The sequence below is a fragment of the Streptomyces sp. NPDC054863 genome, assembly GCF_053610825.1.
In genome coordinates this window covers 27790-52260 of record NZ_JBSGZD010000024.1, presented here as the reverse complement: position 1 = coordinate 52260, position 24471 = coordinate 27790, and the positions used below count along the sequence as shown (strand labels likewise).

Genomic DNA, 24471 nt, shown 5'->3' with positions numbered 1-24471 from the left:
CAGACCGAACGCCGCACCGCACGCTCACGGAGCTCGGGCGTGCCGGGGACGGGCGTGCCATGGCTCGGTCCGCTCGGGGAATCGAGCCCGCATCGGCCCCGGAGCGGGTCACCCATCGGCAGCCAGGGGAAGCAGGGTGATCGTGAATCACCCGACACCGGACGGGCCGTGCGTGCCAGGATCGGCCGCATGACTTCCGCTGCCACGAGTTCTGACGCGCACACAGACACCGCTCCCCCCGGCCCGCTGCCGCGGATACGTCCTGCCCCCGAGGGTTCTGCCGGGCTCGCACAGCAGACTGCCAATGACTACGACAGCTTCGCCGAGGCCTATTCCGCCGCGAACGAGATCAGCCTCTTCAACGCCTTCTACGAGCGGCCCGCGATGCTGGACCTGGCCGGGGACGTGACCGGCCGACGGATCCTGGACGCCGGCTGCGGCTCCGGCCCCCTGACCGAGGCGCTGCGCGACCGGGGCGCGCACGTGACCGGCTTCGACTCCAGCGCCAAGATGCTGGACCTGGCCAGGAAACGGCTCGGCGACGACACGGCCCTGCACCTCGCCGATCTGGGCGGCCCGCTGCCGTTCCCCGACGCCGCGTTCGACGACGTCGTCGCGTCCCTGGTCCTGCACTACCTGGAGGACTGGACGGCGCCGCTGGCCGAACTGCGTCGCGTACTGACCCCCGGCGGCCGACTGATGGTGTCCGTCGATCACCCCTCCATCGGCCTTGTGGTGCCCGGTGGTGACTACTTCGCGACCCACAAGCACTCCGAGGAATGGACCATCGACGGGCACACCGCCCTGATGACCTTCTGGCGCAGGCCGCTGCACGCGATGACCGACGCCTTCACCGCGGCCGGCTTCCGGATCAACGTCATCAGCGAACCGCTCCCCGCACCGGGCGCACGCGAGCTGTTCCCCGACGCCTTCGTGGACAAGCCCTCGGGGGCCTTCGTGAGCTTCCTGTTCTTCGTCCTGGAAGCCGACTGATGCCGTACCAGGTCACGTGGGCAGACCTTGCCCGAACCGGCACTAAAATCACGGCACGTCAGGAAGCGGACCGGGCGGCCTTCGGGGACCCCAAGCTCCGACTCCGACTCCGACTCCAAGTCCGCGTGCGCGCTGCCGGGTTCGCCCCGCCGGCCCGCAATGCGGCAACTCCCGTCCTGGTCAGGCCCGTTGTGCGAAAACCGCGGGACCGTGCCCGTAGGGCCTGCATGACCCGTAGGACCCGTATGGAAGAAGGCAGCAGCCATGAGTGACCTCCTCGAAGTGACGCTGGATCAGGGCACCGCCACCCTCACCCTCAACGACCCCGACCGGCGCAATGTCATCTCCGGCGCCCTCGTCGACCGCATCGTCGATGCCTTCGACCACCTGGAGGCCCAACCCGCCGTGACCGCGGTGGTCATCACCGGTGCCGGCCGGGCCTTCTGCGCCGGAGCAGACCTGGCGGACCTCCTGGCGGCCACGGACGGCGACGCCTCCGGGGTACGGAGGGTCTACGACGGCTTCCTGCGCGTCGCCCGCTCCCCGCTGCCGACCATCGCCGCCGTCAACGGGCCCGCCGTCGGCGCCGGCCTGAACCTCGCGCTGGCCTGCGACGTACGGATCGCCGCCGCCTCCGCCTGGTTCGACACCCGCTTCCTCAAGATCGGGCTGCACCCCGGCGGCGGACACACCTGGATGCTGGAGCGCCTGGTCGGACCGCAGACGGCCGCCGCCATGCTGCTCTTCGGCGAGCGCCTCGACGGCCCCGCCGCTGCCGCCGCGGGCCTCGCCCTCCGCTGCGTACCCGACGACCAACTGCTCCCTGCCGCCCAGGCCCTCGCCGCCCGCACCCACGGCGTCGAACCGGAACTCGTCCGCCGCACCAAGTACACCCTGCGCAACGCGGGCGACGGACGCGGCCACGAGGAAGTCCTGCACGAGGAGACCCGCGAACAGATGTGGTCCTTCGGCCTGCCCACCACGCGCCGACGCCTGCGGGAATTCCAGCAGCAGATCAGCCAGTGAAGTCGTGGGTGGCCGTGGGAGGTCATGGGAGGCCGTGGGAAACCACGGGCCCGCCGCCCCGTGAGGGCAGAAGCAAAGGCAGGAAGATCTCTCTCCCTGCCCTTCTCAACTTATAACCCACCGGGGGGCTTGCGGCAAGGCCCCTGTGGTGGCGCAGGATGTCCGACCTGACGGGAGGCGCCGGTGGGGCGACCGGCCGGTGCAGGGCAACGGACATCAGTACCTCGGAGGTATCGCAGTGATCGAGCAGTACGTGTGGGACCTTCCGGAGGTTGACGAGACGCAGGTCGCGGTCGTCGGCGGCAAGGGCGCTCACCTGGGCGGGCTCTCGCGGATCGAAGGCATCCGGGTTCCGGCCGGCTTCTGCGTGACGACGGACGCCTTCCGGCGGGTCATGGACCTGGCACCGTCGATCGACGGGCTGCTCGGCCGCCTGTCGCGCCTGAACCCGGACGACCGGGACGCGATCCGCACGCTCAGCGCGGAGATCCGGCAGTCCGTCCAAGGGATCGCGATCCCGGACGATCTCGCGGCGGCGGTCACCCGCGCGCTCGGCCGGCACGGTGAGCAGGCCGCCTACGCCGTCCGGTCCAGCGCGACGGCGGAGGACCTGCCGACGGCCTCCTTCGCCGGCCAGCAGGACACCTATCTGAACGTCGTGGGACCGGCGGAGATCCTCCGGCACCTCAGCCGGTGCTGGGCCTCGCTGTTCACCGAGCGGGCCGTTGCCTACCGCCGGCGCCACGGCATCGACGACCGCGCGGTCCAGATGGCCGTGGTCGTACAGCAGATGGCCTTCCCGCAGGCCTCCGGCATCCTGTTCACGGCCGACCCCGTCACGGGCAACCGGAAGGTCGCCACCGTCGACGCCGGCTTCGGCCTCGGCGAGGCACTGGTGTCCGGACTGGTGAACCCGGACGTCTTCAAGGTGCGGGACGGCGAAGTGGTCGACAAGGCGATCGCCGCCAAGACGCATGCCGTGCACGCCCTGGCGGACGGCGGTACGCAGACCGTGGCGATCGACGCGAAGCAGCGGGACGAGCCCGCGCTGACGGATGCGCAGGCCGTGCGGCTGGTGCGGCTCGGGCGGCGTATCGAAGCGCACTTCGGTCGCCCGCAGGACATCGAGTGGTGCCTGGTCGACGACGACTTCCGGATCGTGCAGAGCCGGCCGATCACCACGCTGTTCCCCATCCCCGTCCCCAAATCCGCATCCGCATCCGAATCCGCATCCGAATCCGCATCCGAATCCGTCCCCGAATCCGGCGACCGGGCGAACCACGTCTACGTCTCCGTCGGCCATCAGCAGATGATGACCGACCCCATGAAGCCGCTGGGGTTCTCCATGTGGCAGCGGATGGCCATGGTGGAGATGCACGAGGCGGGCGGGAGGCTGTTCGTCGACGTCACCCGGCGGCTGGCCTCGCCCGCGAGCCGGGCCGGTCTCCTGGACCTGATGGGGAAGGGCGATCCGCTGGTCAGGGACGCGCTGGAGACCGTGCTCGACCGCGAGGGCTTCGTCCCTTCGCTCCCGGACGAGGGTCCCGGCGGCACGCCGCCCGGCGGCACGCCCGCCCCGATCGAGACCGACCCGGCCATCGTCACCGGCCTGATCGAGCGCAGCCGGGCGTCCCTCACCGCCCTGGAGCACGACATCCGGGCGAAGAGCGGACCGGCGCTGTTCGAGTTCCTGCTGGAGGCCTTCGAGGAGCACAAGCGGGTCCTCGGCGATCCGCTGAGCATGCAGGTGATCATGGCGGGCATGGAAGCCACCTGGTGGCTCAACGACAAGCTCCAGGAGTGGCTGGGCGAGAAGAACGCGGCCGACACCCTCACCCTGTCCGCCCCCGACAACATCACGTCGGAGATGGGCCTCGCACTGCTCGACGTCGCGGATGCGATCCGTCCGTACCCGGAAGTGGTGGCATTCCTCCAGGGCGTCGAGGACGAGGACTTCCTGGGCGAACTGCCGAAGTTCCAGGGCGGGGTGGCAGCGCGCGATGCCATCGAGGCGTACCTCGACCGGTACGGCATGCGCTGCGTCGGCGAGATCGACATCACCCGGCCGCGTTGGAGCGAGCGTCCCAGCACCCTCGTGCCGGTGATCCTCGACAACGTCAGGATCTTCGAGCCCGGCGCCGCCGAACGGCGCTTCGAGCAGGGGCGGAAGCAGGCGCTGAAGAAGGAGGAGGACGTACTGTCCCGCCTGCGCGCCCTGCCGGACGGGGAGCTGAAGGCCGACGAGACCAAGCGGATGATCGACCGGGTCCGCACCTTCATCGGGTACCGGGAGTACCCGAAGTACCACATCATCAGCCGCTACTCCGTCTACAAGCGGGCCCTGATGGGGGAGGCCGAGCGCCTCGTCCGGGCCGGTGTGCTCCCTGACCGGGAGGACGTCTTCTACCTCACCTTCCAGGAGCTCCACGACGTCGTACGCACACACCGGGTGGACGGCGGGCTCGTCCAGCAACGGAAGGAAGAATTCCGCTCGTACGGGGCGCTCACCCCGCCCCGGGTGCTCACCTCGGACGGCGAGGCCGTCACCGGGGCGTACCGCCGTGACGACGCACCGGACGGCGCCCTGATCGGCCTCCCGGTCTCCGCCGGGACCGTCGAGGGCCGGGCCCGCGTCATCCTCGACATGGCGGAGGCCGACCTCGAAGCGGGCGACATCCTGGTCACCACCTTCACCGACCCCAGCTGGTCACCGCTGTTCGTCGGCATCGCGGGCCTGGTCACGGAGGTCGGCGGCCTGATGACCCACGGCGCGGTGATCGCCCGGGAGTACGGCCTGCCCGCCGTCGTCGGCGTGGAAGGAGCCACCCGGCTGATCCGCGACGGACAGCGCATCCGCGTGCACGGAACCGACGGATACATCGAGCTCCTGCCCTGACCGGCCCCACCGGACAACGTGCTGGAAAGCGTCCGAGCACGCTTTCCAGCACGTTGACCTCACACGACTTCCGGCACCGGGACAGCGTCTCCCGTCACCGGGGCCACGTCACCTGCCGTAGTACGCGTGCTGGATCGTCAGCTTCGACCTGTTGCCCTGGTTGTCCGTGACGTCGGCGAGGAAGGAGATGCTCTGTCCCTTCGCCGGGTTCTTCACGGTGATCCCGCCGTTCTTGACCTGCACGGCCTTCCAGGTCTTCCCGGCGTCGTAACTCACCGAAACCGCCAGTGACTTGAGGTTCTTCCCGGCCGCCGAGCCCTGCACGGTCACCGGCACCTGGACCGACTTGCCCGCCGGGGCGCGCGACGTGAGGTCGACGGGGGCCGCGAAGCGGACCGTGGACACCGGCAGCGCCGTGGTGTCCGCGACCTGCCGCGAGCGGAACGTGAAGTCGGCGTCGATACGGGTGGAGACCGCGGCGACCTCCGCGGAGCGCTCGACGGAGGTCGTCAGCCGGTACTCGGCGTCGCCGGAGTCGACCTTGAAGGTCTCCTGGCCGGTCAGCGGGTCGTTGTTCTCGCCGACCTTGACGCCGTTGCGGTAGAGGGCCGACCGGGCCGAGGTGTGCAACGAGTATCCGCCGTGGCCCTGGCCGTCGGCGAAGAGCGGCAGCGAGCCGTAGATCTTCTGGCCACCACCGGTGGCCGGGTCGGGCGCGGTGCGGAAGACGCCCATGCCCTTGCCGAGGAGCGGGCCGAAAACGCCGGTGTTGAACGTCTCGCGGTACGTCCTGCCCGTCTCGTAACGCCGCGGTGCGGACGTTCCGTAGCCTGTTTCGATGCTCGACCCGCTCTGCTGGTAGTGCTCCATCGACCACTTGACGCCGTCGCCCGTGGAGAGGTGGAGCGTGCGCGTGCCCGGCGCGGCCTGCCCCATCGCACCCCTGGCGATCGTGGAGGTACCCGGCAGTTCGGGCAGTACGAGGAGGAAGGAGGTCTTGCCGGGGCCGGCGGCACCGAGGCCGACCTCGACCGTGGTCAGCTCGTTCGCCTTCACGTGCTTGCGGTAGCCGGTCCCGAGCTTGCCCGTGCTGCCGCCGAAGGCCACCGAGTACTGGGTGGTGGCGTCCTTGCGGAAGTGGGCTTCCCAGTACTGCTTGAGCGAACCGTCGGTGACGGCCGGACCCAGGTGGGCGGTGCGGAAGTTGGTGAAACCGTCCGGGAGCGACCAGCCGCCACCGGCGGCGCCGTTGCCGACGTCGTACGACACCCCGCCGAAAGTCGTGCGGTCGACGCCGGGCACGGTGATGTCCACCGGCTTGGTGGTACGTGCGTCAGCGATGACCGTCGTGTCCCCGGTGACCTCCAGCCCGGGCCCGGTGATCCAGTCGACGCCCTTGGTGAGGTCCGACCAGTCCTGGACGATGTCCGCGTTGAACGCGTACGAGCCCCTGGGCACACGGAACGTGTGGGTGCCCGGCTCGTCGCGGACGTAGGCCTGAAAATCCTTGCCGGGTCCGGAGAGACCGGACAGGGAGGCGGCGAAGCTCCGGGCGTCGGCGCCGTCGCGGCCGACGGTCCTCATGGTGACGGAATAGGACTCGACCTCGCGGGTGACCACGGCGGCCGTACGAACGGACTGGCCGGAGCCGGTGGCGGTGACCTGGCCGGAGAACGAGCCGTCGACATCACCGACCCGGGTGTCGGCGGTCAGGTCGACCTCGGCCCGGCCGCCGGCGGGGACGGTGACCCTGTCGGCGGCGAGCTTGAACAACCCGGCAGGGGCCGGTCTGCCTGCCGGGTCCAGGCCGGACACCGACAGGTCGAGGGTGACGTCGGTGCTGGAGAGGTTGCGGTAGCCGAGCTTCCTGGTGAGGGGCTTGTCGTCGGTGTGCGGCCACTGCGCGACGCCGAAGGCCAGCGAGACCGGATCGGCGATCACGCTCTGGGACAGCGCCTTGTCGACCTGGATGCGGCCCGAGCCCTGCTGGAAGACGGTGTGGTCGCCGCTCTTGGCGGAAGCGGTCAGCGCGCCCTTGAGGTCGGCGCTCTTCCAGCCCGGGTGCTGCTGCTTCAGGATCGCCGCCGCGCCCGCGACGTGCGGGGTGGCCATGGAGGTGCCGTCGATCTGCAGATAGCCGGGGGCCGGGTGCGGTGTGGCGGGATCGGTGTCGATCGCGCTGCCGGCTGCGGCAGCCGCGGTGATGGCGACGCCGGGCGCGGTCACGTCCGGCTTGACGGCGCCGTCGCCGACGCGCGGGCCGATGCCGGAGAAGTCCGCCAGCTTGTCGTCCTTGTCGACGGCGCCGACGGTCAGAGCGGCGTCCGCGCTGCCCGGCGAATCCACCGACGACGCGCCGGGGCCGCTGTTGCCCGCCGCGATGGCGAACAGGATCCCCTTCTCGGCGGACAGTTTGTTGACCACCGCCTCCAGCGGGTCGATGTCGGGGCCGTCCGGACCGCCGAGACTGAGGTTGATCACGTCCGCGCCCTCGGCGGCGGCCCACTCCATCCCCGCGATGATGCCGGAGTCGTCCCCGACTCCCTCGTCGTTCAGCACCTTGCCGCTGATGACCTTGGCGCCGGGGGCGACGCCCTTGTACTTGCCGCCCGACCTGGCGCCGGTGCCAACGGCGATCGAGGCGACATGCGTGCCGTGACCGACGCGGTCCGTGGCGTCGGCGGAGGCGGAGAAGTTCTTCTCGCCGATCACCTGGGCCGACAGGTCGTCATGGGTCTTGTCGACGCCGGTGTCCAGGACGGCGATCTTGACGCCCTTGCCGTCGTACCCGGCCTGCCACGCCTTGTCGGCGCCGATCTGCCCGACGCTGCGGTCCAGGCTCGCCCGGCGCACCCCGTCCAGCCACACCTTGCCGATGCCGGAGGCGGTGGTGCGGACACCGCGCTGCTGGTCGGTCAGTGCCTCCCACACCTTGGCCAGGTCGCCCGGCGAGGCCTGGACGGCGTCGGCGTTGATCGAGGGGAAGGTACGCCGCAGCCGGGTGTCACCTGCCGCACGCACCTCGGCCCGTGCGGTGCCGGCCTCCCCGGTGTACTGCACGATCAGCTTGAGCCCCTCGCGCCGGCTCTTGCGCAGCTGCGGGTCGGTGAGTTCGGTGACGTCGAAGAGCCGCTTGTCCAGCTTGCCGGTGGCGATCAGGCGCTGTGCGTCGGTGGGCAGCACCAAGGTGTGGCCCTTGGCGCGCTCCACCTTCACGGGTATGCGCTCACGGCCCTTGGCGGGCTCGAAGCCCACCACCCGGCCCTCGGCACCGACCACCACACGGTCGCCCGTGATGAGCTGGACCCGCTGACCGCCTTCGGGGCGGGTGTGGTTCGGCGCGGTCGGCGCGTCCGCGCCGACTGCTGTGGCAGGACCGGTCATACCTGCCACGAGGGCCACCGAAGTGGCCGCCGCGACGGCGAAGGCGCCTGCTCTTTTCGGTTGTGCGCGCAAGTCTCCCCCAGGAGCTTGGGATGAAGGCGAATGGTCCCGGCAGCGGACGCAACGACTCCGGCCACCGGTCAGCCGCAGTATGAGACGCGTGGGAAATGTGATCAACGGTGAGACAGAAGTGAAGAGTTGATGCGCAGGGTTTTAGGACAACCTTCAACTCGCCGAGTTTCAGGGGATATGCGACCGGACGGCCGATGCCTGCGTCTGTCCCTCACCGGCTGCCGCCGAGAAACGTGGGGTCGTACACCCCCCGGGCCACCGCCCGACGACTCCCGGCGCGTCTGTGCGACCGGCGCCTCACGGAGCGTTCGCCCCCGACTGGCCGTATCCGCACCTTGAGGGAACCTGTCGCCGTCAGGGCTGGCCGGAGGCCGGAATTCAGGTGCGCCCGCACCGCGGCCACGGCCTCCAGGTTCGCGAAGCCCGCGGTGTCAGACTGCTGAAGTATCCTTCCGGCCACCGCACACCGACTCGGAGGATCAAGAGAATTGACCGGCCTGTCTGCTTTCCCGCTGCCCTTTCATGTTTCCCGTTCCATATCGTTCGCAACGCCCCGAACGCTGCGGGAACTTCAGATGATGCAGTGCAGCTCCCACATTCGGGCAAAGCCCGGGTGGTTCGACAAGATGAACGAAGCAGACATCGTCGCCAGGTGGACGCAGGAAGCGGTAGCCCAGGGCCTCACCGAGGCGCAGGTTCGTTACGTGCTTGCCGAACTCCCGCACTACGCCGCGCTGCGGGACGGACGTACCGGCATCGAGGTGTCCGCCGTCGACGGGGTGTGGCAGTCGGACTCATTGGTCGACGACAGGCTCAGGTCCCGGCTGCGCGAGGCGGTTCGGGTTCTGGAGCAGGTCCCCGAAGGAGAACGGGACTGGCATCCGGGATCCGACGGCCAGGTACTGGATCTGGTTCATCCGTCACTTTTCTGCCTGGTGCGAGAGGTGAGCGGTGCGCCCGAGCGGGCTTGGCGGAACCCGACGGACCGTTACTCGAAGTACGAGTTCTCGGAGAAATTCCAGTGGCTGCCCACGGATGTCGACGTCAGTGAGGAAGGCGATGTCGCCTTCCGTTCGTACGTCAACAACGTCCACCCCGAGATCCATGGCGAACTGGCCGCCGTACTGCCGGACCTGTTCGCGCGCCTGCGCCCGCTCTGGGAGAACGTGCTCACCGATCTGCGCCATCCACGGCCCCTGCGGATCGAGGCCGATCCCTATGGGTGGTACGACTCGGAGCCGGAGTATCCGGACAAGTCCTCCTACAGCGATGACGGGGCCTACACAGAAGCCCTCGGTGTATGGGAAGAGGCCCAGGACGACTGGTGGGAGAACCGCCGTCCGGTCGTCCCGGACGCCCCGGCCTTCACCCCGCCCCAGTCGCCCGACGAATCGGCCCGGGTCGACCTGCGAGGCCGCACACTCCAGGTCATCGTGAAGCTCGCCACCGTTCACCTCACCCCGGAGGACCCCGAGTACCCCGGCGGTTCCTGGCATGTCGAGGGGATGATGAACGAGCGGATCGTCTCGACCGGCATCTACTACTGGGACAGCGAGAACATCACCGAAAGCCGGCTGAGTTTCCGGGCGGCACTCGACGACCCCCACTACGAACAGAACGACGACAACGGCCTGCGCGAGGTCTACGGCCTGGAGGACGAAGACGCACTGAACCAGATGCTGGGATCGACCTCGACCCCGGAGGGCCGCTGCCTGGCGTTCCCGAACATCCTGCAACACCGCGTCGGCTCCTTCCGCCTCACGGACCCCACCCGCCCGGGGCATCGCAAAATTCTCGCGTTCTTCCTGGTCGACCCCTCGGAAAGAATCGTCTCCACATCCGATGTGCCGCCGCAGCAACCGTGGTCCGACACCTCGACCATGACGCTCGAACAGGCCGAGGACTACCGCGAACAGCTCATGCGGGAACGCAAGTTCTTCGTCGACGAACACAACGAGCAGCTCTACGAACGAGAATTCTCCCTCTGCGAGCACTGAACCCACAGGGCGCTCATACGGGCCAGACGCGGATCAGCCAGCGCTCCATGCCGTGCGGGAACCCGGGCGGCTGCGACCGGTCGATGATGCCGAGCACGCGACTGTACGCCCGGACGTGATAGCTGCCGAGGGCAGGCAGTTCCAGGAGGCGAGAACTGACGCCTGCTGTGGGGCTGATCAGACGTAGCCGCAGGGAGTCGGTGTGGAGAACACCGCTCGTGTCGCTGTCCCACGGTCCGGCAACGTCGGGCGGGCGCACGCGCCAGGCCTCCACGCGTACGCGAGCGTAGTGGTCGTGTGCGTAGCTGCGCAGGACCGCCCCTCCTCGGCCGGCGAGGAGGGGCGCGTCCGGAGGCGGGACGCCCAGGGCGAAGGTGATGTGACTGCTCGGATACGCCTGCAGAGCAAATTGTCCGTACTCGGCCAACACGTCGTCTTCCACTACCGACTGCGGGCCTCGGTCTGCCGGGGAGGGAAGCATGGGGACCGTACACCTCGCCTTGGGCTGTGCGGGGAATCAGTCGTCGATCTGCACCCAGAACGCGTCCTTGGCCAGGATGCGGTCCTGGCCGTACCAGACCGCCAGATCACTGCCGGCGTTCCCGTTCTGGGTTCCGTCGACCATCCTGGCGGAGAAGCGCCAGATCTCGCTCGGATGCAGGTTCACGTAGTTCGCCCCTTCCCAGGTGGAACGGAACGGGTACTCGTCGCACTGCTTGGTCGGGTCGCTGAAGTCGGGATCGTTCCAGCGGCAGATGAACTGCGCGTCGGCGTTGTTCGCGTCGTAATAGCGTCGGGCCTCGACGTCCACTCCGGGAACCAGGCGCGTAAGAGGCTTCCCGCTCTTCTTTCCACCGGGGATGACGACGCCTTCACCCCATCGCGGGTACACCCTGTCCGGATGATTCTGGGCCAGTTTGATGTGCTTGGCGACCCCTTTGACGCGCTTGTCGGAGGTGCTGTAGTGCAGCACGGCCTCGACCGTGTGGAAGATGCAGCCGCCGGTGCCGTAGAGGTAGCTCGCGGCGTCGCAGCGGAACGGCTGCTCGTAGGTCACCGTCCCGCCCTCGGGTCCGCCGGTGAGTGCGACCTGCAGCTGATGGTGGTTGACCCTGTCCTGGGGGTAGAAGACGAGGTTCCCGTCGTGGGGGGACAGGCTCGTGTCGAACCGCGCGCTGTGGGAGTCCTGAACACGCCAGTTCGTGATCGAGTCGGTGCGACTGCCGATCGGGGCGGCACATGTCGCGGCGCCGGCGTTCAGGCAGTTGAGGGCCATGGTGAGAGGGGCGTTCGGATCGACCCGGCCGTAGCCCTTCCACTTGTCCAGGGTGGCGTCGAATTCCATCTGCGGAGCGTTGCGCTGGCCGCGGCCGATGACGGTCAGGCGGAACGTGTAGGCCCCGATCCTCTTCTGCGTGGGGTCGTTGTTCAGGAAGAAGCTGTAGGTCAGCTTCGCGACCTGGCAGAACGCGAAATGGTTCTTTATCCTGGTTCTGCTCTCGTTCAGTCCGCCGGGGGTGTATTTGCGGCACTGCTCCCGGGTGAAGTAGTCGTAGTCGCCCGGTGCCATCGACCGGGAATCCTTTGCGGGAGCCGGTGTTGCTGTACCGGCGCTCGTGAGGACGGCTTTGCGCCGCGCCTCGGCGAGTTCCTTCAGCGGGACGGTGGCCCTGCCCTCGGCGGTCGCGGACCGCCGGCTGTCGCTCGGGTGCCACGCGTCGCCGCCCAGAGCCCTGGGCACCTCGATCTTTCCGGCGATGCTCGGGGCAGGGGTGGGCGGTGGTACGGCCGCGGCAGGCAAGACACTGATCGCCAGTGCGGCAGTCACTGAGGCGGCGATCGCGGGCAGCCGCATGGTCTGTAACCAGGCTATTCTCGGGAGTTGCCTTCTTCGCACGGAATTCCTCTCCTGGACGGGCGTCGACTCCGGGACGATCTGCGGAGCCGTGACAGCAGGAAGAACAGGAAGAGCTGGAAGAGCAGGAGAGAGAGTCTCACAGAGCTCCGAATTTCCCTACAGTGCGGTTGACGCCAATCCACGGGAAACTGCATCAAGATCATGGATGTGGGCGGCAATTCGGCCCCACGCGTGGCCGGGCATTCGCCTCTCGTCGGCCGATGCCGACAGGGGCCCCGAACACGATGCACCGGAAGCCGGAAGTGAACCCGAAGCGGCGCTACTAGGCTGGGCAGCGCCCCCGTGACGTCATGGGGCGACACACCCGTCCCGCATCGCGGGGAGCGTCCCCGTCGACGAGGAGGGCTCGCAGTGCCCGATGGTTTCTCCGGCCCCCGGCCCACCCTGGAAGCCGTCGCGGCGCGCGCCGGGGTCTCGCGGGCCACCGTCTCACGGGTCGTCAACGGTGGCGCGGGCGTGCGCGGGCCGCTCCTGGACAAGGTGCGCCGGGCGGTCGAGGAACTCGGTTACGTCCCCAACCACGCCGCCCGCACCCTGGTCACCCGCCGTACCGGCGCCGTGGCCGTCGTCATCGCCGAGCCGGAGGCACGGATCTTCGCGGACCCCTTCTTCTCCCGGCAGATCCGCGGCATCAGCAGGGAACTCACCTCCCACGACACCCAGTTGGTGCTCCTGCTGATGGACGGGCCCGAGGACGCGGAGAGGATCGCCCGGTACTTGTCGGGCGGGCACGTGGACGGCGTCCTCGCGTTCTCGCTGCACACGGACGACCCGTTGCCCGAGATTTCCCGCAGGGCGGGCATCCCCGCCGTCTACGGAGGCCGCCCGCACCCCACTCCCCGTCCCCCCGAGCAGCCGGCGCTGTTCGTGGACGCGGACAACCGGGGCGGCGCACGTACCGCCGTACGGCACCTGCTGGGTCTGGGCCGCAAGCGGATCGCGCACATCTCGGGACCGCCCGACCAGACGTCCGCGGTGGACCGCCTGCACGGCTACCGGGACGTCCTGCCGACCGCGGACCCCGCCCTGCTGGAGCAGGGCGACTTCACCCCGGAGAGCGGGGCGCGCGCCATGACGCGGTTGCTGGAGCGCGGGCCGGGCCCTGACGCGGTGTTCGCCGCCAACGACCTCATGGCTTCGGGCGCGTTGAGGGTGCTGCGGGAGCGGGGCATCGAAGTGCCGGAGCAGGTCGCGGTGGTCGGCTTCGACGACACGGTATCGGTGGCCGAGGCGACCGTCCCCCCGCTGACCACCGTGAACCAGGACGTGGAGGGCCAGGGCCGGATGATGGCCCGGCTGCTGCTGCGGGCACTGACCCCGGAGGGCGCCGACACCGCGGCACCCTCCTCAGTGATCACACCGACGGTCCTGGTGCGCAGGGCCTCCGCCTGACCGCAGTGCGACCGGTACGCATCAGTCGTGCGCAACGGTCGTACCAGTCGCACGGAACGGTCGCACCAGTCGTACGGAACGGCCGGTTCAGTCGTGCGGAACGGGTGGTTCAGTCGTACGGAACGGCCGGTTCAGTCGTACGGAATGGTCAGTACAGCTCCCTCGGTGCCGGTCTGGACCTGCGAGGCGGCATTGCCGAGCGCGTTCCAGATCTCCAGCCGCACCGTGCCGCCGACGAGGTCGCCCGGGGCGCCCGTGGCCGAGCGGACGCCGGCCGCCTGCGTGTACTCCTCCCACCCCGGCACGGGATCGGTCGCGAAGTAGCGGAAGGTCTCCGTACGGTCGAAGGTGCCGTCGCCCGTCAGGTCGTAGCCGACCCGCACCTGCGCCGCGAGCCCGACGGTTGTGCCCGCGTCGACGCGCAACCGGAACCGGGTGGCCGCCCCGGCGGCGAGCTTGCCCGTCACCTTCTTGATCTCGTACGAGGTCTGCCGGTACGGAGTGCCGTCCCGGTTCACGCCCTCCGCGGAGGCGAGGGTGTCCGCGCCCGGCTGATCGTTCTGGGCGGTGGTGAGCACGCCGCCGGACTTCAGCCGGAAGGTGTTGCCGGTGGAGGGGCCGGGCTCCTCGGGGCCGCCGGGCCCCGTGGCGGTGGCGGTCGAGCGGGGCGGCACGGACAGCGTCCGGCCGTCGGAGAAGGTGACCGTGCGGGCGGTCGTAGCGTGGTTGTGGGCCGTGTAGGTGCGGATGCCGTTCTTGGTGAGGACGGCGGAGGTGGGGAGGTCGCCGCTCACCGACATGTCGGGGGCGCCGAGCGCGTCGAGGGTACGCAGCCAGTGGTACGTGTGCGCCTTCGACTCGCCCTGTTCCGGGGTGTAATTGCCGCCCGCCGTATTCCACTTGGCGTACGCAGAGGCCGGGTCGGCGAGTGACTCGAACTCCCAGAGCAGGTCGCGCCATTCGACGGCGGGACCGCCGTTCTCCCGCTCCATCTCGGCGATGTTCCGCTTGATGGCCGCCTGTTCACGGGCCAGGTGCAGCGAACCGCCGGTCACCGGAAGGACGTTGATGCCGTGGATCTCCTCCGGGTTGGCGGTCCACCAGGTGGAGTACGCGCCGCCGCTGCCCCACACCATGCCGAGCGTGTCATGGCCGAAGGAGGCGGGGAAGACCTGCTGGGAGGCGTCGAACCAGTACTGCGTGATGGCCTCGGACTCCGTCGTCAGCAGGTAACTGCCCAGATCCCGAAGGGAGTTGTCGCCGGTCGCGGAGCCCCAGAGGACGAGTGCCGCACTCAGGTTGACGGACTCGGACGAGGACTCCTGGTTGTTCCCTGCCGCGAAGCCCTGGTGGCCGGAGGCCCAGCTGTGGCCCGCGTAGACGTCGAAGCCGCGCAGGAAGGGGTAGGCGGAGTCGGTGCGGCTGGGGTTGGCGGTGTCGCGCACCAGGTGCTTGACCATGGTGCCCCAGGCGGAGTCGGCCGCCCAGGCGGGGTCGTACTGGGCGATGATCGCCGCTGCGTAGACGTAGTAGCTGTAGTGGAAGTGATGGTCGTTCAGTTCGGTGTCGCTGCCGTAGGAGGCGGGGTAGCCGGTGAGCGTCTTCCAGGCCCGGTCGTAGCTGAACTCGCTCGCCCCGCCCGCGGTGAACCACTCCTGAAGCCGTCCCTTCATCAGCCCCAGGAGCTTGTCCCGTGTCGCCGTCTGGCCGATCTGGTCGGCCACGGGCACGAGTTGGGCGAGTCGGCCGAGCGCCTTGCCTGTCCAGTAGGTGTCGCTCGCGCCCGAGAAGGGGTCGGCCGCGTTCGCCACCTCGTTCAGATAGCCGGTGAGGCGGGCCCGGTCGACGGCGCCGGCCGCGGGGAGCGCGGGCAGCACGCCGTTGTTGCGCTGGCTGGTGGTGAAGGACGCCGACTCGCGCACCTTCATCGTGCCGCGCGGGGAGACGTAGGTGTACGGGGTGAGCGGGTCCGTGGTGTGCAGCCACTGGTGGCGGTACAGGGCCTGGAGGGTGCCGCGTTCGCTGCCCTCCTTGGCCTCGGTGGTCAGGGTGTACGTCGCCTTGACCGCCCCGCCGGAGGACTGCCAGCCGACCTGGGAACCGGTGACGAAACTGAAGGCGTACTTGCGGTACGTCGCCAGGGCGTCGGTGCTGGGCAGGACCGCGAGGGAGAAGTAGTCCTTGGCGCCGAGCCCCGCGGTGATCGTCGAACCGGAGACGCTCCAGTCGCTGCCGGTCGGGGCGAAGAGGGCGTAGTGGTGTCCGGCGACCGTGATCCCGAGGACGTTGCCGTTGTCGGCGAAGACCGTGGGCGTGGACGCGGTGACCACGCGGGCGTCGCCGCCCGAGCCCTTCGCGTACACGAAGGGCATGCCGTGGCCGATGGTGGCGCGGAAGGTGCGCGCGCCGTCGGCCCAGTACGGGGTGACGGTCCAGTCCGACCAGTCGTCGGCCTTGGCGTCGGGGGAGTTGAGCCCGCTCAGGCCCATGGTGAGGTCGGCCTTGTGGGCGTACTCGTACTGCCGCCCGTCGCCGACGATCGCGGGCGCGGTCGGATAACCGACTTCGAGGCCGGACGCCTTGGCCTGGTAGGTGAGCGGATGGCCGTACATGGGCGTCGAGTACGGATTGTCGTCGTAGCGCTGGTACGCGAGCGAGGACCACCAGTCGTTGGTCGGCACCGGCCGGTCCTTGGCGGCCGCGGTCAGTTTGGGAGTGACGGCGCGTCCGGTGTGGGTGGTCGGGCCGGAGGTCCCGGCAGGCCGGACGTCGCTGTAACTGCCCGCACCTGCGGGGACGGTGGCGGCGTAGGCGGGGGAGGGCCCCGTGGCGCCGAGGGCGAGGGCCAGGAGAACGACCGCCGCGCATCTGGGGAGAGAGGGTTGCATGAGCAGCACCTCGATCGTGGGGGAGGGCGAGAGCAGTGGTTGAGAGCGCTCTCAGGTGTTCAGGAACGTAGAAGCCCGGAAACGTGGGTGTCAAGGGAGCGCGCAGGAAGGGGTGTTGGGGCAGCAGGCCGGAACGGGAAGCGGGGGCGGCGAAGCCGGAGACGAGTGGAAACGGGGTGCGTGCGTTCGCCATGACACCCGGAATGGCCGCAGTGCGGGAGACCAGGCCTGCTCGCACGGACGGCACGGACGTCGGCGCACGGCATCGGCGCGCTCGCACTCATCCCACGCGCACTCGGCCGGGAAGGCCCGTGAAGCGGAGTGCAGGCCGTGCGGCGCCTGATGCGTTACGGACATGGCTCAAGCGACCAGAATAGTTGTTTGAACCTTATCGTACTGTTTGAGATGCTCGGTGCCATGTCTCAAGCGATCCTGCGTTCCGAACGGGTCCATCTGGTCCCGCTGTCCGACGAGCATCTCGAATTTCAGATCGAGCTCGATGCCGACCCCGAGGTAATGCGTCACCTGGGCGGTGCGCGAAGCCGTGAGCAGGTGGAGGAAGCGCTCCGCGGAAACCTCGCGGAGGCGGAGCGGGCCGCTGGGCTGGGGTACTGGGCCGGATTCTTCGAGGGGCACTTCGCGGGCTACTGGATTCTGCGGCTGCCCGACCCTGTCGACCAGGTACCGGTGGAAGGCCAGGGTGAACTCGGGTGCAAGATCCTGCGGCGCTACTGGCGGCACGGTCTCGGCAGCGAGGGATCCCGCGAGCTGATCCGGCACGGGTTCGACGACCTCGGGCTGACCCGGATCAGCGCCATGGCGGCGGCGGCCAACACCGCCTCGCTGGCCACGCTGACCGGTCTCGGGCTGAGTCACGTCCGTGAATTCGATGCGCCCGCCGAGTACTTCCCGCCGGGTGCCGATCTGCGCACGGTCGAGTACGCGATCACCCAAGAGCACTGGCGTGGAGCCCAGGGCGCGCGCTCGACGCCCGGAGGCAGCACCGGCGGGAGCACACCGAGAGTGGAACTTGAGGTGGGGTGATCTCGTTCTGGTGAGAGAAACCCGCCCTGCCGGCTGGGCGGTGCGGCACGGTCCCGGTGAGGGGTGGCACGGTGACGCACCACGCTGATGCGGCGGCTGTCCGACCGTCGACACTGGCCTGGGTGAGCAGACACCTGGAGTTCGGCGAACGGATCGTCAGCACCGAGGTGCTGCACGGCGGCATCACCGCCGACATGCGGCGGCTGACCATCGGTACGCGGGACGGCGGCACCCGCGACCTGGTGCTGCGGACCTTCCTCGATGCGGAACGCGCCGAGGACGGGCTGAACAGGGAAGCCGACGCCCTGACCCTGCTCACGGGGTCCGGCGTGCCGGCCCCCCGACTGGTCGCGGTCGATCCGACCGCCGAGCACTGCGCGTACCCGTCGCTCCTGATGACGCACCTGACGGGCCGGACGGTCCTCGGCGACGAGGGTCTGGACGCGCGCATCCCTCTGCTGGCCCGCCAGCTCGTGGCGATCCACGCGGTGCGTCCCGCCGAGCGGCCCCGGGAGTACGTGGCTTTGACGACCGCCGACACCGTCGTGACTCCCCGGGGCGCCGACGCGGCGGCATGGGCCGCGGCGATCGACGTGATCCGCAAGCCCGCGCCGCCCTACGCAGGGCGATTCCTGCACCGGGACTTCCAGCCCGGAAACGTGCTGTTCGACGTGGAGCCCGCACGGCCGGCAGGTGCCCGGATCACCGGCGTCGTCGACTGGGCGGCTGCCTCCTGGGGCCCGGCGGATCTCGATGTGGCGCACTGCTCCACCAACCTCGCGCTGCTGCACGGCCCGGCATGGGGTCTGCGGTTCACCGAGGCGTACGAGGAGGCAGGCGGGGTGCTGGCAGCGACCGCGAGCGAGCGCCTGTACTGGCAGGTGCGGGACGCGCTGTCGTTCTCGGAAGAGGTGCAGCCGGTGTCGCAGCCATGGCGGGAGGCAGGGCGGGCGGAGCTGACGAGGCGAGCCGTGGAGGAGCGGCTGGATGCCTACGTCACCGCCCTGATGGACGCGCTGGGCTGAGCCGAGGGGGTCCGGAGCGCGCGCACGGCGGTGAACCGCCGGTGCCCGCGCCCTCCTGGCCGCCGAACGGCTTCTGGAGCACCGCGGGACGGAGGCTGCGGCCAAGTACTCACTCCCACCTCACCGAACAGGCCCACGGAAAGGGCCCACCGTGCAGGCCCACGGAGAGGGGCTCACCGTGCAGGCCCACGGGAGAGGCGCCGTCGCCTTAGGCCTCCTGCGCCGTCTTGTCACGCCTGGCCGCGACATCGGCCAGACGCACGTCCCGTCCCGTCCTGTACCCAGCAGGGTGCCTTCGGCGAGCTGTGGGGCGGCGGATAGCGTGCGGGCATGGCGATGACGGGGAAGCGGCGGGTCCTGTACCGGCAAGGCAGCGGGTTCTGGCGCATGACGGCGAAGTGGGTCCTGGTCTTCGGGGCCCTGTACCTGCTGGACGGCGGGCTGCTCCGGTCGTGGGGCGACGCACTGGTCGTGCCGTTGATCGGGATCCTGCTGTGGGTGCCGTTCGGGATCGGCGTCGTCTGGTACCCGAGGAAGGACCAGCAGGTCGTACTGACGGCGCGTGAACTGCGGGTGCCGCGCAAGCGGCTGCCGATGGAGAAGGTGAACCTGCTGCACGTGGCACGGCTGTGGCTGGAGGGGTGGTCGACCGCGGACGACCAACCGGTGCGGGAGTGGAGACGGTACGACCGGGTGGTGTGGGTGCCGCTGCGGGACGGCCGGGCGTTCGGCGTGGAGTTCCGCGACCCGGTCGCGTTCGCCAAGGTCTTCGGCGCCTTCGCGGTCGAGGCGTGCGGCGGGCCGGACATCGTCCGTGCGAGGGCCGCAACGGAGACCTACCCGGACCCGCTCCCGATGCGGCCCCGCCCCGCCGGCGACGACAGCTCCTTTCTGGACCTCCTGGACATTTTCAACTGAGAGCCGGAAACGCCCGGCAAGGGACAGCGGTCCGTCAGGGCCGCGGGGAACTGCACAGGCACCCCGCGCCAACGGGCTCAGAAGGTGGATGGAGAGGGAAGGACCTCTGTCCCGCTCCCGCCAGATGACGTCCTCGTCGGCGTCGAGCAGGTTCAACGCAGTTGCCCAGCCTGTGAGTTTCGAGGCGGACAGCACCAGATCGACACGGCCGGACACGAACGGTGCTGCCCCTTCACTGGCGAGTACCGAGCGATCGTCGCAGCGGGAGGGGCGCGTCCGCCACTTCAATTCGGTAGGGGTTCCGGGCGAGTTCAGGCGGTGCAGTGCTTCTGTGAGTCCAGGCGCACCTTGCGGCCGGTGAACTCCTCCAGTACGGCGATGTTCTGCGGGGCGTAGTTCGTCGCGGTGATCCTGTCGGCGTCCCGGCTGCCCAGCTTGCCGGTGTAGGGCGCGGACTTCTCCAGCCAGTAGGCCGTCCGCAGGAACTGCGTCAGGACCAGGTCGCGCAGCTTGGGTTCGGTCTTGATCCTGGCCCAGTAATCAGGGTGCTTGTCCTTGGCGACGCGCAGGTAGAGCAGCAGGTACCGCAGGTTGGTGGCGGCGATGTCCCGGGCGTTACTGGCACCGACCCCCTTGATGTGCTCCTGGAGCACCGTGACCGCCGGCAGTCCGGTCAGCCCGGCGTTCTGCTCCGCCAGTACTCCCTGGAGGCGGTAGCTCCCCTGCGTCCTGTCCCGCAGGTAGATGTCGTCCATGGTGGAGCTGAGGGTGTCCTTGATCAGCGGCAGGATCTCCTTGCGGGGGAAACCACCGTGCAGGGGCACCGTCAGCGCCTGCTGGGTGCCGTTGATCCACGCGGCGGTGTGGACGTCCCAGTTGGTGCGGGACGGGTCGAGGTCCCACATGTGGGTCTCCTCGTGGATCGCCACCATCATCGATTCGGCGAACCCCTCGAAGCTCCGCTTGTTCACGAACTGGTCCCAGTACTGGTCGTTGGCCTGGGCGATCGCCAGCGCCGCCCCGCTGGGCCAGCGCCGCTTGTACATCGACTGGAGGGTCCGCATCCAGTTCGAGGAGTTGAAGGCCGCCTTGAGGTCACTCAGGTCGGCATTCGGCTGCGACGGTTCGTCGTAGCAGTAGGGATCGGGGACGGCGATACGGATCTGCCCGGTGTCTGCGGAGGGGCCGGCCACCACGGGACCCGACGCGACCGCGGTGCCCGATCCCAGGGCCAGGACCACACATGCGGTCAGCAGACGGAAGGAAACTCTACGGCTCACGAGGACCTCATCTCGAAGCGATCGTCTGGCGGCACGGCAGGGTAGGACGCCGCGCCGCCCGTCGCTGACCAAGCAACGTATTGCTCCGCACACCCCGCGCCTACTGTCATCCACCCCATAACATCCGAGCATGGGTTCCCGGCCCCGGTACCCCGCAGACCGGGGTGTTGACCTGAGCAGCGTTCTTCCAACTCGGGGCCTGGTGGGGCCGGTTCCCCGTGGGACACGATCACCGTCAAGGACCGACCTCTGAGGTTCGGCTCTGGAGGTGCCGTGACGCCGCGACCCGGCGCAACAGGGGAACTGAGCCGTCTGCTCCGGGCCGGTGGGCTCAGCGGCCCCGGTGGAGGCAGAAGAGGTGGTCCGCGCGCGCGTGCTGGTCCTGGTAGAGCGCCAGGGCGGGGGAGAACTTGCTGGTGTGGCTGGGGAACTGCTGGTCCTTGTCCCAGCTCGTTCCGTCGAAGGTCGTCCACATCAGACGCTCGTCGCTGCCCTCGCCCCGGTACGCGGAGTACAGCCGGTCCTGGAAGACGGCGAGGGCGGGATCGGCGGCTGTGGAGATGTCGGGGATCTGGGTGTCGCCGGACCAGGACGTGCCGTCGTAGGTGAGCCAGTACTGGGTCTGGTCGTTGTTCGCGCCGCGGTGGACGCAGTGCAGCTGGTCCTGGAAGACGGCCAGCCCCGGGCCCGTGGCCGTGGAGACGTCGGGAATCCGGGTGTCTTCGCTCCAGGAGGTGCCGTCGAAGGCGAGCCAGTACATCTTCTGGTCGTTGTTCGCGCCGCGATGGACGCAGTACAGCTTGTCGTGGAACACGGCCAGGGCCGGTGAGACCGCGGTGGAGACGCCGGAGGCGATCAGGGTGTCGCCGGACCAGGACGTGCCGTCGTAGGTGAGCCAGTACAGCGACTGGTCGTCGTTGGCGCCGCGGTGGACGCAGTACAACTGGTCCTGGTACGTGGCCAGCGCGGGCCGCATCCGGCTGGAGACGCCGGGGATCGGCCGGTCGTCGGTCCAGGCGCCGTTGCCGTCGTAGGAGGTCCAGAGCAGGCGTTGGTCCGAGTCCATGCCCCGGTGCACGCACACGAGGGACTTCCGGAGGACGCCCAGGGCTCCGCCGTCCTCGCTGAACTCGTGGCTGAACCTGTGGTCGGGCGACCACTGGGTCCCGTCGTGGACGGCCCAGTACAGGCTCTCGTCGCCGACGTCGTCCTGGAGCGGGGTCGGGATGAGCATGCCGGGGGCGATCCAGGGGGAGGTGAGCTCGACACCGCCGCTTCCGGCGACGGCCTTCGTCAGCGCCCACCTCACCTTGATGATCCAGCTGACCACCTCGATCACTTCGCCGATTCCCTCGCCGTCCAGTGCCGCGGACAGGATTTCGGCGATCGCGTCGCCCTCTTCGATGGCCTTGTCGAGGGTCTCCATGCCCTCGCGGTCGAGGAATATCTGGAACCCCCACCAGTGGGTCTCGTCCCAGATGCCCTTGGTCGAGTACGTAGTGGCCTGCGTGGAATTACTCATGTGGTCCTCACCGTTCGTGACAGCGGAAACAAAAAGGCGAGAGGCTCTGAAGGAAATCCAGGAGGCCCAGCTCGTGCACCTTCCCGGAGGACTTCGTCGGTTTTCGTGCACGGTCGCTGCAAGGCGTCCCGAGAGTGACGACGGCGGCGATTCACTTTCAGCGCACACCTTATGAGGGGGTCGAGAGATCCGTGACGAACATTTCCAGTCAGAGAGTTTCTTGGCCGGCTCCTCCGTCCCGGCTGTGGTGAGGCGGCTCCACTGGGCTGCGAGTGGCGTGTGGGCAGCACCCCGGGCGAAACATCCATCGGCATGGTCAAGTTCAAGACCTTCAACACCTCGATCTTCGACAGCCTGGTGGTACGAGCCCATGTCCAAGAGAAGCTGCCTCGGCCCCCGCGTGACGGTCCGCAGGCCCGCCGAGCCCTCCGACGCGACTCCAGTTCTCACGGGTCGCCCAATAGTTTATTTAGACTGATAGAGTTCGACTATGCCGCGCCGCGCTCTCGACAACCCGATCGTTCTGGCAGTTCTGGGTCTCCTGCTCGAACAGCCCTCGCACCCGCACCAGATGCTTGCCGAACTGCGAAAACGCAGCGACAACCACGCGGCCGTGATCACGCGAGGCACGCTCTACAACACCGTTGCCGCCCTGACCGAAGCGGGCTGGCTCGCCTCGCAAGGCCAGCAGCGCTTGGGAAACCGTCCGGAGAGGACCGTCTACGCCCTCACGGAAGAGGGCCGCGACGAGCTCGTGCGACGGCTGGACTCCCAGATCCGCAACCCGGAACGCGAGTTCTCGCAGTTCCTGGGCGCAGTCACCTATCTCGGCGCCCTCGGCGTGAGCGGCGTGGTGGAGGCCCTGGTCGAGCGTGCCCAACGCCTCGGGCGACGCACGGCCGCCGATGAAGAACGCCTCGCGGAGGCCCTGGCGGCCGGCGTGCCCCGCCTGCACGTCATCGAAGCTGAATACGCGTTGTGCCTCGCTCGCGCTGAGACGGCATGGATCGCCTCGGTCATCGACGACCTCCGCAGCGGCTCACTGACGGGGCCGACCGATTCGGCGACAACCTCCACGCCCCCTACAACGCCGAACCGAAAGGAATCGAACGCGTGACACCGACCGCGCATGACGGCATGCTCTTCGGGATCTACCCGGGCGGAGTCGCCGGTGATGACACCGGAGGACTGGCCGGCGGCCTGCCCGATGACCCGGCCCTCGTGTCGAGTGCACTCGACCGCCTCCAGGGCCGACCAGGCCGTCCGTTCCTGGTGCGCGCCTACACAGGCTTCGACGATGCCACCCGCCTCGGCGAGCCACACGCGACCGCGGCGCCGGCCGCCGCAGCCCAATACGCCGTCCGGGGGCGCCTTTTGGACCTGGTGGCGCAGTACCGGTCCCCGGCCGGAGACGTCGACGGCTACTGCGACTTCCTGCGCGAGCTGGTCGAGCAGTACGGCGCGGTCATGAGCACGTTGCAAGTGACGGAGGAGCCCAACGTCACGTCGAACCCGACGCTGGACGGCTACTACCCGGCGGTGCACGAGGCGATCGTCCGTGGGGTTTCCGTCGCCAAAGCGCGAGCACGTGAACTCGGGTACACAGACCTACGGGTCGGATTCAACACCACCCCTCTCTTCGGGCCGGCAACCTCCTTCGTCACTGATCTGACCAGCCTCGGGGGAGCGGACTTCATCGCCGATCTGGACTACGTGGGCCTGGACTTCTTTCCCGATGTCTTCCAACCCGTCGACGCATCCGACCTCGCGCAGGCTGTCGAGGGACTGCTACGTCATCACCGCGACTCGGTACTGGCCCCCTCCGGCTTGGGACACCTACCGCTGCACATCACCGAGCACGGTTGGCCAACCGGCCCCGAACGCCACCCGGACCGGCAGGCCGACGTCGTCCAGACCGTGGTGAATGTGATCGCCGCCCAATCGAAGCAACTCCACCTGAGCGGTTACACGCATTTTGCGCTGCGGGATGCCGACAGCGCCGAAACGGGACTGTTCCATCAATTCGGGCTCACCACCGATGACTACTCCCCCAAGCCTGCCTTCGACACCATGAAGATGCTCGTCGAACGCTTCAGTGTCTGACGGGAACGACGAC

General features: G+C 68.9%; 16 protein-coding genes and 1 pseudogene. 10 read left to right on the top strand and 7 right to left on the bottom strand.

What is annotated here, in order from left to right; translation table 11 throughout:
- The first annotated feature begins 189 nt into the window (after positions 1-189).
- From ACWGIG_RS07690 to rph, 3 genes are all read left to right on the top strand, one after another.
- Positions 190-993 carry a class I SAM-dependent methyltransferase gene (locus ACWGIG_RS07690; RefSeq protein WP_453320620.1) on the top strand — a complete coding sequence of 268 codons (804 nt, stop codon included), beginning with the start codon at positions 190-192 and terminating at the stop codon, positions 991-993.
- Between the two features lie 264 nt (positions 994-1257).
- Entirely contained in the window at positions 1258-2019 is a 762-nt protein-coding gene (locus ACWGIG_RS07685; protein WP_453320619.1) for an enoyl-CoA hydratase, read from the top strand.
- Between the two features lie 238 nt (positions 2020-2257).
- A complete protein-coding gene (rph, locus tag ACWGIG_RS07680) occupies positions 2258-4915 on the top strand; it encodes a rifamycin-inactivating phosphotransferase (RefSeq protein WP_453320618.1) in 2658 nt (885 codons plus the stop codon).
- Between the two features lie 108 nt (positions 4916-5023).
- Here rph and ACWGIG_RS07675 read toward each other — a convergent pair whose 3' ends face one another.
- Positions 5024-8299: a S8 family peptidase gene (locus tag ACWGIG_RS07675; protein WP_453320625.1), complete on the bottom strand. Its 3276-nt coding sequence runs from the start codon at positions 8297-8299 to the stop codon at positions 5024-5026.
- A 560-nt stretch (positions 8300-8859) separates the two neighbouring features.
- Here ACWGIG_RS07675 and ACWGIG_RS07670 point away from each other — a divergent pair.
- Positions 8860-10368 carry a DUF4246 domain-containing protein gene (locus ACWGIG_RS07670; RefSeq protein ID WP_453320617.1) on the top strand — a complete coding sequence of 503 codons (1509 nt, stop codon included), beginning with the start codon at positions 8860-8862 and terminating at the stop codon, positions 10366-10368.
- Between the two features lie 13 nt (positions 10369-10381).
- Here the strand turns inward: ACWGIG_RS07670 and ACWGIG_RS07665 are convergent, their stop codons facing one another.
- Positions 10382-10627 (bottom strand): hypothetical protein, encoded by a 246-nt coding sequence (locus ACWGIG_RS07665; RefSeq protein ID WP_453320616.1) that lies wholly within the window; start codon positions 10625-10627, stop codon positions 10382-10384.
- A gap of 258 nt (positions 10628-10885) precedes the next feature.
- Positions 10886-12265, bottom strand: a complete 1380-nt coding sequence (locus ACWGIG_RS07660) for a NucA/NucB deoxyribonuclease domain-containing protein (RefSeq protein WP_453320615.1) — start codon at positions 12263-12265, stop codon at positions 10886-10888.
- A gap of 372 nt (positions 12266-12637) precedes the next feature.
- Here ACWGIG_RS07660 and ACWGIG_RS07655 point away from each other — a divergent pair, with 372 nt between their 5' ends.
- Positions 12638-13678 carry a LacI family DNA-binding transcriptional regulator gene (locus ACWGIG_RS07655; protein ID WP_453320614.1) on the top strand — a complete coding sequence of 347 codons (1041 nt, stop codon included), beginning with the start codon at positions 12638-12640 and terminating at the stop codon, positions 13676-13678.
- A 131-nt stretch (positions 13679-13809) separates the two neighbouring features.
- On the opposite strand, the gene ACWGIG_RS07650 is transcribed toward ACWGIG_RS07655, so the two are convergent.
- On the bottom strand, positions 13810-16566 hold the full coding sequence (locus ACWGIG_RS07650) for a glycosyl hydrolase (protein WP_453320613.1): 2757 nt from the start codon (positions 16564-16566) through the stop codon (positions 13810-13812).
- A 381-nt stretch (positions 16567-16947) separates the two neighbouring features.
- Between ACWGIG_RS07650 and ACWGIG_RS07645 the strand changes: the two genes are divergently transcribed.
- From ACWGIG_RS07645 to ACWGIG_RS07635, 3 genes are all read left to right on the top strand, one after another.
- Positions 16948-17610, top strand: coding sequence for a GNAT family N-acetyltransferase (locus tag ACWGIG_RS07645; protein WP_453320612.1), 663 nt, complete (start codon positions 16948-16950; stop codon positions 17608-17610).
- A 122-nt stretch (positions 17611-17732) separates the two neighbouring features.
- Positions 17733-18635 carry a phosphotransferase family protein gene (locus ACWGIG_RS07640; RefSeq protein ID WP_453320611.1) on the top strand — a complete coding sequence of 301 codons (903 nt, stop codon included), beginning with the start codon at positions 17733-17735 and terminating at the stop codon, positions 18633-18635.
- A 330-nt stretch (positions 18636-18965) separates the two neighbouring features.
- Positions 18966-19553: a hypothetical protein gene (locus ACWGIG_RS07635; RefSeq protein WP_453320610.1), complete on the top strand. Its 588-nt coding sequence runs from the start codon at positions 18966-18968 to the stop codon at positions 19551-19553.
- A gap of 93 nt (positions 19554-19646) precedes the next feature.
- Here the strand turns inward: ACWGIG_RS07635 and ACWGIG_RS07630 are convergent.
- The 3 genes and pseudogenes from ACWGIG_RS07630 to ACWGIG_RS07620 all read right to left on the bottom strand — a co-directional run.
- Positions 19647-19769, bottom strand: a pseudogene (locus ACWGIG_RS07630) (DUF5959 family protein); the annotation flags it as partial.
- Between the two features lie 95 nt (positions 19770-19864).
- Positions 19865-20833 (bottom strand): hypothetical protein, encoded by a 969-nt coding sequence (locus ACWGIG_RS07625; RefSeq protein WP_453320609.1) that lies wholly within the window; start codon positions 20831-20833, stop codon positions 19865-19867.
- 331 nt (positions 20834-21164) lie between these two features.
- Complete coding sequence (locus tag ACWGIG_RS07620; RefSeq protein WP_453320608.1) at positions 21165-22355, bottom strand: hypothetical protein; 1191 nt, start codon at positions 22353-22355, stop codon at positions 21165-21167.
- A gap of 490 nt (positions 22356-22845) precedes the next feature.
- On the opposite strand from ACWGIG_RS07620, the gene ACWGIG_RS07615 reads away from it, so the two are divergent.
- Both ACWGIG_RS07615 and ACWGIG_RS07610 read left to right on the top strand, forming a co-directional pair.
- Positions 22846-23472 carry a PadR family transcriptional regulator gene (locus ACWGIG_RS07615; RefSeq protein ID WP_453320607.1) on the top strand — a complete coding sequence of 209 codons (627 nt, stop codon included), beginning with the start codon at positions 22846-22848 and terminating at the stop codon, positions 23470-23472.
- Between the two features lie 20 nt (positions 23473-23492).
- Complete coding sequence (locus ACWGIG_RS07610; protein WP_453320624.1) at positions 23493-24458, top strand: hypothetical protein; 966 nt, start codon at positions 23493-23495, stop codon at positions 24456-24458.
- The last annotated feature ends 13 nt before the right edge of the window (positions 24459-24471 follow it).